Raw genomic sequence first — 10,692 nt, forward strand, 5'->3', positions numbered from 1 at the left:
AGTAGAGCGGCGAGAGCAGCGGCTGGGCGAGGTCGGCCGCCTCGCCGGAGACCAGCGCGACGCGGCGGCGCTGGAAGCTGTCGTCGACGAGGCGAACCGAGGCCGCGTCGTTCAGGCCGTCGCGCTCGATCCGCGCGACGTCGTTGCGCAGTTCGACCGGGATGGCGAAACGGGCCTCGGCCGTCGTCGATCCGGCGGCGAAGGCGAGCGGCGCGCGGCCGATCTCGCGCTCCTGCGCGTCGAGCGCACGAAGCTGGTAGGTCGCCGGTCCCGCCTCGCCTTCGGGGCGAACGGCCTGCACGACCAGTGCATCCGTCGCGTTCTCGGCGCGGGTGAGGCCCGCGAGCGTGCCGACAGGCGGGGCGTAGAGGATCGCCTGCGAGGGCGCGAGGGCGCGCAGCGCCTCGGCCGCCGCCGCCATGCCGCCGCCGTCGAGCCCGTCGCTGAGATAGGCGAAGCTGGCGCCCCCTTGGCCCCCGAGCACGGCGGATAGGCGCGTCGCGGCGGCCGCGCGGTCGGGCGCAATCGGGCGCGGCTCGGCGGCCGCCATCCGCTCCAGCGCCGTCGCCGCTTCCACCGGCGCCGGGTCGTTGCCGGCGTCGTCGGCGGTCAGCACCAGCGACACCGGCCGCCCGGCCTCGCCCGCCTCGCGGATCAGGTCTTCCGCCGCCGCGCGCCGGTTGTCCCAGTCGCGCGCGCTCGCCCAGCCGTTGTCGAGCATCACGACGACGGGGCCGTTGCCCGAGAGCGCGCTCTCGCGCGGGTTGAGGATCGGTGCGGCGAGCGCGAGGATGACGAGGGCCGCCAAGAGCAGTCGCAGGAGCGTCAGCCACCAGGGGCTGCGTGCCGGCGTTTCCTCGCGGCGCAGGACACGCTCCAGGATGCGGAGCGGCGGGAAGGTCTCGGTCTGCGGACGCGGCGGGGTGAGGCGCAGCAGCCACCAGATCGCAGGCAGGGCGAGAAGCCCGGCGAGCACCAGCGGCGCGCCGAAGGACAAGGCTCCCATCAGGCGCGCGCCTTCATGCTTTGCGGCTGACCACTGAGATGGCCGTGGACCGCGACGAGGGGTTCGGACGCCAGGCGGTCGGTGGCGTGGAAGACGTGGCTCCAGCCGAGCCGCCGGCAATGCTCGCCGAGCACCTGCCGCCGCGCCTCGAACGCGTCGCGATAGAGATCGCGCAAGGCTTCGGCGCGCCCGGCCGTGAGCTTGGCACCGGTCTCGGGGTCCTGAAACTCGGTGCGGCCGGAATAGGGAAAGGCGACCTCGGCGGGATCGGCCACCTGGACGATGTGGCCGCGCACACCCTGCTTGGCGAGACGATCGATCCGCTCGACGAGGTCGTCGATCGGGTCGAGAAAATCGCCGACGAGGACGATCTCGGAAAAGCGCTTGAGCCGGTCCGTCGCGGGAAAGCCCCCGGCCGGACGATTGGTCTGGAGGGCCGCCGCGATGCGCTCGGCGGCATTGCGCGCCGAAACCGGTGCCAGCACGTCGGGGTAGCCGATCCGCTCGCCGGAGCGTGCCAGAAGCTCGGCCAGCGCCAGCACCAGCACCAGCGCGCGGCTTTCCTTCGACACGAGACCGGCGCTGCTCTGGTAGAGCATCGACGCGGAGGGGTCGGCCCACAGCCAGACGGTCTGCGCCGCCTCCCACTCGCGGTCTCGCAGGTAGACGTTGTCGTCGCGAGCGGAGCGGCGCCAGTCGATGCGCGAGACCTGCTCGCCGTCGACGAAGGGGCGGAACTGCCAGAAGTTCTCGCCCGTGCCGCGCCGCCGCCGGCCGTGCCAGCCGGTGGCGACGGAGGCCGACACGCGCCGCGCCTCGACGAGAAGATCCGGCAGGAGCGCCGCGCGCTGGCGGGCGCGATGCAGCGCCTCGCCACCGGTCACAGCGTCGGTGATGCGCCCGATGGCCGCCATCCGGTCAGCCGGCCTGCCGGGCCAGACGGGCGATCACCTCGCGCACGCCGATGCCTTCGGCGCGCGCGGCGAAGTTCAGCGCCATGCGGTGCTGGAGGATCGGCTCGGCGAGCGCGCGAACGTCGTCGATCGAGGGGGCGAGCCGCCCTTCGTAGAGCGCGCGGGCGCGCACGCAGGCCATCATCGCCTGGCTGGCGCGCGGGCCAGGACCCCAGGCGACATGCGTGTCGGCCTCCGACGAGCCCTGGCCGGGACGTGCCGAGCGCACGAGCGACAGGATCGCCTCGACGACGCTCTCGGGTACCGGCATGCGGCGCGCCAGCATCTGGATCTCGCGCAGGCGCTCCGCGCTCATCACGGCGACGGCCTTGTCTTCGGCGACGCCGGTGGTCGCGAGGAGAATGCGGCGCTCAGCCTCGATCGAGGGGTAATGCACGTCGACCTGGCACAGGAAGCGGTCGAGCTGGGCTTCGGGCAGGGGATAGGTGCCCTCCTGCTCCAGCGGATTCTGGGTCGCCAGCACGTGGAAGGGCGCGGGCAGGTCGTGGCGCTCGCCGGCCACCGTCACGTGGTATTCCTGCATCGACTGGAGGAGCGCGGACTGTGTCCGCGGGCTGGCGCGGTTGATCTCGTCCGCCATCAGAAGCTGGGCGAAGACCGGGCCGCGCACGAAGCGGAAGGAGCGTCGGCCCGTCTCGTCCTGGTCCATGACCTCGGTGCCGACGATATCGGAGGGCATCAGGTCGGGCGTGAACTGGACGCGGCGCGCATCGAGACCGAGCACGGTCCCGAGCGTCTCCACGAGCTTGGTCTTGGCAAGGCCCGGCACGCCGACGAGCAGCGCATGGCCGCCGGCCAGGATCGCCACCAGCGTCTGTTCGACGACGCTTTCCTGGCCGAAGATCACGCGGGCGACGGATTCGCGCGCCTTCGCGATGTCGGCCAGCGCGCGTTCGGCCTCGGCCACCATGGCGTGCGCGTCGAGGGTCGGCTCCGTGTTGGCGCGTATCGTCATCCTGCGGGGCCCTTCGATGAGTCGTGTCGGAACGGCCGACGACTGGAGGAAGCCGCATAGAATCGAGGCGGCGATCGTCTGGCAAGCGCTGGGATGCGCGACTATTTGGTGACGGCCAAGCCCGGCCAAAATAAGACGGGATGCCGCCCGGCAAGGGGCGGCGGCCCTTGGGAACGTTGCATCATGCCTCAGTCAGAGGACACAAGTTCGGCATCGGTCTCGCTGGAGGCGCTGGTGTCGCGCGCCGAGCGCGCCGGCCGCTCCGCCCCGCCGGTCGAGGCGTGGAATCCGCCCCATTGCGGCGAGATCGACATGGCGATCGACGAGAACGGCGGATGGTCCTATCAGGGCTCGCCGATCGACCGCCCGGCGCTCGCCCGGCTGTTCTCGAGCGTCCTGCGGCGCGAGGCGGACGGGTCCTTCGTGCTGGTCACGCCGGCCGAGAAGCTGACGATCCGCGTGGCCGACGCGCCCTTCGTGGCGGTCGAGATGAGCGACGAGGCGGGCCGGCTGCGCTTTCGCACCAACATGGGCGACGTCGTGGAGGCCGACGACGCGCATCCCTTGCGCTTTGCGGATGCGGCGGGCGATGCGTTCCGGCCCTACCTTCGCGTGCGCGGTAGCCTCGAGGCGCGGCTGACGCGCGCGCTGGCCTTCGACCTCGCCCAGCGCATCGAAGAGCGCGACGGCGAGGCCGGCATCGCGTCGGGTTCCAGCTGGTTTCCCGTTCCGCTGGCACCCTCGGCTCTCGATGGCTGAGGCGCGCTTCGACGCCGCGGACCTTCGCGCGCGCCTGACGGCCCGTGGTCTCGATGCGCTGGAGCACGACACCGGCGACCATGTGCTGAACCCGGACTGGGAGCAGCTGTCCGGCGGCGCGAGCGCGCGCGAGGCGGCGGTGCTGGTGCCGGTGGTCGACCGGCCGGGCGCGGCGGGAGTGATCCTGACGACACGCGCGGCGCACCTTCGGAAACACTCCGGCCAGATCGCCTTTCCCGGCGGCTCGGTCGACCCCGCCGATGCGTCGGTCGAGGCGGCGGCGCTGCGCGAGGCGCGCGAAGAGGTCGGGCTCGACCCCGGACTGGTCGAGGTGATCGGCCGCCTGCCGCGCTACCGCACGACGACGGGATTTCGCATCACGCCGGTCGTCGGGATCGTCGATCCCGGCTTCGTGCCGCGGCCGGACCCTTCGGAGGTTGCCGACGCCTTCGAGGTGCCGCTCGGCTTCCTGATGAACGCGGCGAACCACGCCAGGGGCAGCCGGGTCTGGCAGGGCAAGCCGCGATACTTCTACACGATGCCGTTCGGGGATCGGTATATCTGGGGCGTGACGGCGGGCATCCTGCGCACGCTGTATGAAAGGCTCTACGCATCATGACGCGCATCGAGGCGGACTGGCTCCGCGACCCCGCCCTCCAGACCATCCTGGCCTGCCTGTCGGCAGGCGGCGAGGAGGCGCGGGTGGTGGGTGGTGCGATCCGCAACACGCTGATGGGGCGCCCGATCACCGACGTCGACGTCGCCACCACGACGCTGCCGGCCGAGACCATCGCCCGCGTCGAGGTGGCTGGTCTGAAGGCGGTGCCGACCGGCATCGAGCATGGCACCGTGACCGTGTTGGCGCACGGGCGGCCCTTCGAGGTGACGACGCTCCGCCGCGACGTCGAGACCGACGGGCGTCATGCCAAGGTCCTGTTCGGGCGCGACTGGGCCGAGGATGCCGCCCGGCGCGACTTCACGATCAACGCTCTCTACTGCGACGCCGATGGCGAGATCCTCGATCTCGCCGGCGGCCTTGCCGACATCGGCAGCGGCACACTTCGGTTCATCGGGGAGGCCAGCCAGCGGATCGAGGAGGATTATCTTCGCATCCTGCGCTTCTTTCGGTTCTTCGCCTGGTACGGGCGCGGCCGGCCGGACGGCGACGGCCTGCGAGCCGCCTCGCGCCTCAAGGAGGGGCTCGATCGCCTGTCCTCCGAGCGGGTCTGGGGCGAGTTGCGAAAGCTCCTGGCGGCGCCCGATCCCGCCCGCGCGCTCCTATGGATGCGTCAGGCCGGCGTTCTCAGCCGCGTGCTGCCGGAATCGGAGAAGTGGGGCATCGACGCGATCCACGGGCTTGTCGGGACAGAGGCGCTCTACGGCTGGGCACCCGACCCGGTCCGCCGCCTCGAGGCGATCGTGCCGCCGGACGCCACGCGGCTGCGCGAGATGGCCGGCCGTCTGCGCCTGTCCAACGCCGATCGCGACCGGCTCGTCGCCTGGGCGATGAGCGAGGCGCCTCCCACGGAAAGCGACGCCGCCTTCCGCGCCCGGCTGTATCTCGGCGATCGCACCGCACTCGCCGACCGTCTGGCGCTGGCGCTCAGCGCCGAGCGCACCGCGGCCGCAGGTGATCCCGAACGCCTCGCCGGCGTCGCGCGACTGGCAGCGCGGTTCGAGGCCGCCACGTCGTTCGAGCCGCCCGCCTTCCCCCTGACGGGGCACGATCTGGCGGCGGCCGGCGTCGCGCCGGGCCCGGAGATCGGGCGCACGCTGGACCGCCTGAAACGCGCCTATGCGGAAAGCGGCTTCGTGCTCGAGCGCGAGGCCTTGTTGAAGCTCGTCTGAACCGAACGAAAAAGCGCGGCTCCATCCATCAATGAAGCCGCGCCCGGAACGTTCCCGTCAGCGCCTCTCGGCCGGGCGCGTCAGTGCTTGACGCTCTCGTGCATACCGTCGCGGATCGCGTCCATCAGACGCTGGGTGATCGTCTCGACGCCCAGCTGCTTGGCCTGCATCACGGCGCGACGCATCACTTCCGCCTGCGAATCAGCGCGGATCACGCGCTCGCAGCCTGGAATGACACCGTGGCAATTGAGTTCATACATCACAGTCCTCCCTGGTCGATCCTTCGGCCGCGCGAATGCGCGTGCCGCCTGCCCTTCGAAACCATGCGGTCGGAATGCACGTCTGTTCGCGGATGTCCTCGGTCCTGCGAGCACCCGTCCGTCGCTCGGGACGGGGCGGGATACACGGACCTTATCAGGAGCGATCGCGGTGTGAACAGGACGTTGTTGGCAATTTAACCAATTCTTGTCCGCACATTGGAACTAGCGCTGGAAACCCCTGCCGGCGAGCGGCATCAGGGGAGAAATTCGCCGCGCGGGGGCGCGGTCAGGGCCACTTTACCAGTGGCGGCAGCGAGGACAGGATGGAGGCGACGTTGCCGCCCGTCTTCAGTCCGAACAAGGTGCCGCGGTCGTAGAGGAGGTTGTACTCGACATAGCGTCCGCGCCGCACGAGCTGCTCCTCGCGCTGTTCCTCGGTCCAGGGCGTGCCGGCGTTCTGGCGCACGAGATGCGGATACACCACGAGGAACGCCTTCCCGACGTCGCGCGTGAAGGCGAAGTCGGCGTCCCAGCCCCCGGCCTCTTCCGGCGAATGAAGCCAATCGTAGAAGATGCCGCCGACGCCGCGCGGCTCCTTGCGGTGCGGCAGATAGAAGTACTCGTCGCACCACGTCTTGTACCGCTCGTAGCTCGCGACGCCCGCGTGCCGGTCGCAGACGAACTGCAGCGCCTTGTGGAAGGCGCGCGTGTCGGGGTCCTCGTCGGTGCGCCGCGCGTCCAGCATCGGGGTGAGGTCGGCGCCGCCGCCGAACCACTGCCCGGTCGTCACCACCATGCGCGTGTTCATGTGCACGGCCGGCACGTTCGGATTGCGCGTGTGGGCGATCAGCGAGATGCCCGAGGCCCAGAAGCTGCGGTCGCTGCCAGCGCCCGGGATCTGGGCGGCAAAATCCTCCGACAGCTCGCCATAGACGGTGGAGGTGTGGATGCCTGCCTTCTCGAAGACGCGTCCGTTCTGCAGCATCGACATGGTGCCGCCGCCACCGTTCTCGCCGCGCGTCCAGGGCGTGCGCTCGAAGCGGCCGGCGGGCAGCGTCTCGTCGGAGCCGAACTCGTCCTCCAGCGTCTCGAAGGCCTGGCAGAGCCGGTCGCGCAACGCCTCGAACCAGGCCTTCGCCTCGTCCTTCTTGGCGTCGAGGTTCTCCGGCAGGCCCTGCGGCAGTTCGGGACGTTCCATGGCGCGCGACGATCCTTCCGGCCCGGCCGGAATCGATGAGCCCGGGCTTGCCTGTCTTGGCTAGCAGTTGCGCGAGCGTTTCGGAAGCGATCCGTTCGGGGCCGGCCCGCCGATCCGACTCGAATTCACGTGGCCGAAGGCCTATATTCGAAAGCGACAGGAGCCCGCCGAAACAGGAGCGAGACGGTTCGATGGCCCCGCTTCCCCCGCCCCCTCTCGACGGCCTGCGCCGGCAGTTGCGCGCGCGGCGTCAGGAGGCCCCGCGCGACAGCTTCGTGCGCGAGACCTTCACGCTGCCGCGCCCGGAAGCCCGCTCCAAGGCGCGCGAGTGGTTCGCCCGCTATCCCAAGGCCGCCTACTGGACGCAGGTCGAGAGCTGGCGCCTTCTGCCCGGCGACGAGGTCGAGTTCACGATGCGCCGTCTTCCGAGCGCCGACTGATCCGCGCCCTCAGGTAGGGCAGGGCGCCCCGCGTCGGCGCGGTCAGCGGCTTCGGCAGGGCGTTGAGCGCGAACCAGTCGAGCCCGTCGTGCTTTTCCGGTTCCCGGATCGCCGGCTCGCCCATCGCATCCTCCACGACGTAGACGGGCGCGAACCAGTGATGACCAGCGTCGCGGTCGATCTGGTCGACGACGCAGAGAAGGGTGCACGCACGGATCCGTAGCCCCGTTTCCTCCAGGACTTCGCGCGCGGCGGCATCGGCCGCAGTCTCGAAGAGATCGACCTTGCCGCCCGGCAGGCCCCAGGCGCCGGCCTCGGGCGCCCGGCGTCGCCGGATCAGGAGCAGTCGGCCCTCGCGCAGGATCGCGGCGCCCGTTCCGACCCGCGGTTCGTCGAAGATCATGGCGTCCCCTTCCATCGCAGCTGCCGCAGCGCCTCGCCTGCGACCATTGCCGCGCTGACCGCAAGGTTCAGGGAGCGCGCCCCCGCCTTCATCGGGATCGTCGTGCGGATATCGGCAAGATCGTGAACGGCATACGGCACGCCCGCGCTCTCGCGTCCGAAGAGAAGAACGTCGTCGTCCCGGAACGTGACGTCGCAATAGGCCATGTCCGCCTTCGTCGTCAGGAGCACGAGCCGGCGTCCCGCCGCACGCCGGGCCGCTTCGAAGGCCGAAAAATCGACGTGGCGGATGAGCCGCGCCATCGCGAGATAGTCCATGCCCGCCCGCTTCAGCGCCCGGTCCGACAGGTCGAACCCGGCCGGTTCGATGATCTCGACGTCGAGGCCGAGGCAGGCCCCGAGGCGCAGGATCGTCCCGGCGTTGCCGGCGATGTCGGGCTGGTAGAGGGCGATGGACAGCTGCATCGCTTCCCGATAGCCAAGCCGCGCGCCGCTGAAAACGCTCCGTTTCGTGAAATTGCAGTCAACCTGCCTATATGCTGGCGACACTTGAGACGAACCGGGCGTTGTGCGTGTCGCTGGCCCGATGCGCCGGACGGAAATGCCCATGTTCGCCACCTTCGAAAAGCTCGTCGACCCGTTTCCCGCGGGCCCGGCCGGGAGCCCTCCCGCCACGTTCTGGCCGTTCGTCTGGCACTACGCGCGGCCGGTGCGCTGGCTGCTCGTCGGCATGGCCGTCCTCTCCGGCGTGATCGCGGTCATCGAGGTCTCGCTCTTCGGTTTCCTCGGCTCGATCGTCGACTGGCTCTCGGCCGCCAACCCCGAGACCTTCCTTGCCGACGAGGGTTGGCGCCTCGCCGCGATGGCCGCGGTGATCCTCGTCGTCCTGCCGGGGCTAGCGCTCTTCGAATCGCTGATTTCGTTCCAGGCGCTGTTCGGCAATCTTCCGATGCGCTTCCGCTGGACGGCGCACAACTGGCTCCTCGACCAGTCGCTCGGCTTCTTCCAGGACGAGTTCGCCGGCCGCGTCTCGACCAAGCTGATGCAGACCGCGCTTGCCGTGCGCGAGACGATCATGAAGTCGATCGACGTATTCCTCTACGTCGCGGTCTACTTCACCGGCATCATCGTGCTGCTCGCCGCCGCGGACTGGCGGCTGATGCTGCCCTTCGTCGGCTGGCTGGTGCTCTACGTCGCGATGCTGCGATACTTCATCCCGCGTCTGGGAGCCGTCGCCGAGCGGCAGGCCGACGCGCGCGCCGAGATGACCGGCCGCATCGTCGACGCCTACGCCAATATCGGCACCGTGAAGCTCTTCGCCCACACCCCGCGCGAGGTGACCTACGCCAAGGATGCGATGCGGCTGTTCCTGAAGCCCGTCTACGGGCAGGGGCGTCTCATCACCCAGTTCTTCGTCTGCCTTCTGTTCCTCAACTCGCTGCTGCTCTTCGGCGTCGGCGCGATGGGCATCGGCCTGTGGGTCAACGGCCTCGTGTCGGTCGGCGCGGTCGCGGTCGGCATCGGCCTCGTGCTGCGCCTGCACGGCATGGCGCAGTGGATCATGTGGGAGGTCTCGGCGCTCTTCGAGAACGTTGGCACCATCCGCGACGGCATCTCGACCTTCACGCAGCCCATCGCGCTCACCGACGCGCCGGGCGCCGGGGCGCTGGCGGTGCGCGACGGCGAGGTCCGCTTCGACAAGGTGTCCTTCGCCTACGCTTCGGCAAAGCCCCACCGCGCCGCCGGCCCGGTGGTCGCCGACTTCGACCTCACCATCCGGCCGGGCGAGAAGATTGGGCTCGTCGGGCGCTCGGGCGCCGGCAAGTCGACGCTCCTCAACCTTCTCCTGCGCTTCTACGACGTCCAGTCCGGCCGCATCCTGATCGACGGGCAGGACATCGCGGGCGTCACGCAGAACTCGCTGCGCGCCGAGATCGGCATGGTGACGCAGGACACCTCGCTCCTCCATCGCACGATCCGCGAGAATATCCTCTACGGCCGCCCCGACTCCACCGACGAGGACGTCCGCCACGCGTTGCGCCGCGCCGAGGCCCTGGACTTCGTGGAGGCCTTGGTCGATCGCGAGGGCCGCCGCGGTCTCGACGCTGAGGTCGGCGAGCGCGGCGTCAAGCTGTCGGGCGGGCAGCGCCAGCGCATCGCCATCGCCCGCGTCATGCTGAAGGACGCGCCGATCCTCCTCCTCGACGAGGCGACCTCGGCGCTCGATTCCGAGGTCGAGGCTGCGATCGCGGAGAACCTCTATCGCCTGATGGAGGGCAAGACGGTGATCGCGGTCGCCCATCGCCTGTCCACCATCGCCGCGCTCGATCGCCTCGTGGTGCTCGACAAGGGGCGCATTCTCGAGGAGGGCAGCCACGCCGAACTGATCGAGCGGGGTGGTCTCTACGCCGATCTCTGGCGCCGGCAGGTCGGTGGCTTCCTCGATGCCGGCGACGACGAACCCTTGCCGGCCGCGCCCGGCGTGCGTGCGGCCGAATGATCGACGGGCTCCTGCGGCGCTTCGAGCGCGTCATCGATCCCTACGGCGACGTCGAGCCGGACGGGGCGGAGCCGCGCCGCGTCGGCGCGCTGCCGCCGCTGCCGACCGAGACCAACCGCTTCATCTGGCATTTCGCGCGCGAGGCGCGCTGGCCGTTTCTGGCGCTTCTCGTCACCGGCGGCCTGACCGGCGGCGTCGATGCGTTCCTCTATGCCGCTGTCGGCTGGGTCGTCGATGCGCTCGGCTCGTCGTCGCCGGCGACGCTTCTCGCCGACCATTTCTGGCTTCTCGTGATCCTCGCCGTCACGACGCTTCTCCTGCGCACCCTCGTCCTCTTCGCCGCCTCGCTC

12 protein-coding genes and 1 pseudogene are annotated in these 10,692 nt (G+C 70.3%); 6 read left to right on the forward strand and 7 right to left on the reverse strand.

The window, feature by feature from the left end; all coding sequences use genetic code 11:
• From QZ753_RS05675 to QZ753_RS05685, 3 genes are all read right to left on the reverse strand, one after another.
• A partial coding sequence (locus QZ753_RS05675) for a BatA domain-containing protein (protein WP_294641762.1) occupies window positions 1–1,006 on the reverse strand: 1,006 nt, incomplete at its 3' end.
• Complete coding sequence (locus QZ753_RS05680; protein WP_294641764.1) at window positions 1,006–1,920, reverse strand: DUF58 domain-containing protein; 915 nt, start codon at window positions 1,918–1,920, stop codon at window positions 1,006–1,008. The genes QZ753_RS05680 and QZ753_RS05675, both read right to left, overlap by 1 nt.
• A 4-nt stretch (window positions 1,921–1,924) precedes the next feature.
• Window positions 1,925–2,935, reverse strand: coding sequence for a MoxR family ATPase (locus QZ753_RS05685; RefSeq protein ID WP_294641767.1), 1,011 nt, complete (start codon window positions 2,933–2,935; stop codon window positions 1,925–1,927).
• A gap of 183 nt (window positions 2,936–3,118) precedes the next feature.
• On the opposite strand from QZ753_RS05685, the gene QZ753_RS05690 reads away from it, so the two are divergent.
• From QZ753_RS05690 to QZ753_RS05700, 3 genes are read left to right on the forward strand one after another with little or no spacing between them, the layout of a single operon-like run.
• Window positions 3,119–3,694 (forward strand): DUF1285 domain-containing protein, encoded by a 576-nt coding sequence (locus tag QZ753_RS05690; RefSeq protein ID WP_294641769.1) that lies wholly within the window; start codon window positions 3,119–3,121, stop codon window positions 3,692–3,694.
• Window positions 3,687–4,313: a CoA pyrophosphatase gene (locus QZ753_RS05695; RefSeq protein WP_294641771.1), complete on the forward strand. Its 627-nt coding sequence runs from the start codon at window positions 3,687–3,689 to the stop codon at window positions 4,311–4,313. The genes QZ753_RS05690 and QZ753_RS05695 overlap by 8 nt, the downstream gene beginning before the upstream one ends.
• Entirely contained in the window at window positions 4,310–5,542 is a 1,233-nt protein-coding gene (locus QZ753_RS05700; protein ID WP_294641773.1) for a CCA tRNA nucleotidyltransferase, read from the forward strand. The genes QZ753_RS05695 and QZ753_RS05700 overlap by 4 nt, the downstream gene beginning before the upstream one ends.
• 80 nt (window positions 5,543–5,622) lie before the next feature.
• On the opposite strand, the gene QZ753_RS05705 is transcribed toward QZ753_RS05700, so the two are convergent.
• Window positions 5,623–5,802: a DUF1059 domain-containing protein gene (locus QZ753_RS05705; RefSeq protein ID WP_294641775.1), complete on the reverse strand. Its 180-nt coding sequence runs from the start codon at window positions 5,800–5,802 to the stop codon at window positions 5,623–5,625.
• A 286-nt stretch (window positions 5,803–6,088) separates the two neighbouring features.
• Window positions 6,089–7,000 carry an oxygen-dependent coproporphyrinogen oxidase gene (hemF, locus tag QZ753_RS05710; protein ID WP_294641777.1) on the reverse strand — a complete coding sequence of 304 codons (912 nt, stop codon included), beginning with the start codon at window positions 6,998–7,000 and terminating at the stop codon, window positions 6,089–6,091.
• Window positions 7,001–7,191: 191 nt separating this feature from the next.
• Here hemF and QZ753_RS05715 point away from each other — a divergent pair, with 191 nt between their 5' ends.
• Window positions 7,192–7,440, forward strand: coding sequence for a hypothetical protein (locus QZ753_RS05715; RefSeq protein ID WP_294641778.1), 249 nt, complete (start codon window positions 7,192–7,194; stop codon window positions 7,438–7,440).
• Here the strand turns inward: QZ753_RS05715 and QZ753_RS05720 are convergent.
• Both QZ753_RS05720 and QZ753_RS05725 read right to left on the reverse strand, forming a co-directional pair.
• Window positions 7,409–7,843, reverse strand: coding sequence for an NUDIX domain-containing protein (locus QZ753_RS05720; RefSeq protein ID WP_294641781.1), 435 nt, complete (start codon window positions 7,841–7,843; stop codon window positions 7,409–7,411). The genes QZ753_RS05715 and QZ753_RS05720 overlap by 32 nt on opposite strands.
• A complete protein-coding gene (locus QZ753_RS05725; protein WP_294641782.1) occupies window positions 7,840–8,307 on the reverse strand; it encodes a tRNA (cytidine(34)-2'-O)-methyltransferase in 468 nt (155 codons plus the stop codon). The genes QZ753_RS05720 and QZ753_RS05725 overlap by 4 nt, the downstream gene beginning before the upstream one ends.
• A gap of 142 nt (window positions 8,308–8,449) precedes the next feature.
• On the opposite strand from QZ753_RS05725, the gene QZ753_RS05730 reads away from it, so the two are divergent.
• Window positions 8,450–10,342, forward strand: coding sequence for an ABC transporter ATP-binding protein (locus QZ753_RS05730; protein WP_294641784.1), 1,893 nt, complete (start codon window positions 8,450–8,452; stop codon window positions 10,340–10,342).
• A pseudogene (locus tag QZ753_RS05735) lies at window positions 10,339–10,692 on the forward strand (ABC transporter ATP-binding protein); the annotation flags it as partial. The gene QZ753_RS05730 and the pseudogene QZ753_RS05735, both read left to right, overlap by 4 nt.

This window comes from uncultured Aureimonas sp. (assembly GCF_913775355.1).
Lineage (GTDB): Bacteria > Pseudomonadota > Alphaproteobacteria > Rhizobiales > Rhizobiaceae > Aureimonas.

Coding starts and splice junctions, on each gene's coding strand:
- QZ753_RS05715 (WP_294641778.1), top strand. CDS start 7,192: ATGGCCCCGCTTCCCCCGCCCCCTCTCGACGGCCTGCGCCGGCAGTTG.
- QZ753_RS05690 (WP_294641769.1), top strand. CDS start 3,119: ATGCCTCAGTCAGAGGACACAAGTTCGGCATCGGTCTCGCTGGAGGCG.
- QZ753_RS05695 (WP_294641771.1), top strand. CDS start 3,687: ATGGCTGAGGCGCGCTTCGACGCCGCGGACCTTCGCGCGCGCCTGACG.
- QZ753_RS05700 (WP_294641773.1), top strand. CDS start 4,310: ATGACGCGCATCGAGGCGGACTGGCTCCGCGACCCCGCCCTCCAGACC.
- QZ753_RS05685 (WP_294641767.1), bottom strand. CDS start 2,935: ATGACGATACGCGCCAACACGGAGCCGACCCTCGACGCGCACGCCATG.
- QZ753_RS05730 (WP_294641784.1), top strand. CDS start 8,450: ATGTTCGCCACCTTCGAAAAGCTCGTCGACCCGTTTCCCGCGGGCCCG.
- QZ753_RS05680 (WP_294641764.1), bottom strand. CDS start 1,920: ATGGCGGCCATCGGGCGCATCACCGACGCTGTGACCGGTGGCGAGGCG.
- QZ753_RS05720 (WP_294641781.1), bottom strand. CDS start 7,843: ATGATCTTCGACGAACCGCGGGTCGGAACGGGCGCCGCGATCCTGCGC.
- QZ753_RS05725 (WP_294641782.1), bottom strand. CDS start 8,307: ATGCAGCTGTCCATCGCCCTCTACCAGCCCGACATCGCCGGCAACGCC.
- hemF (WP_294641777.1), bottom strand. CDS start 7,000: ATGGAACGTCCCGAACTGCCGCAGGGCCTGCCGGAGAACCTCGACGCC.
- QZ753_RS05705 (WP_294641775.1), bottom strand. CDS start 5,802: ATGTATGAACTCAATTGCCACGGTGTCATTCCAGGCTGCGAGCGCGTG.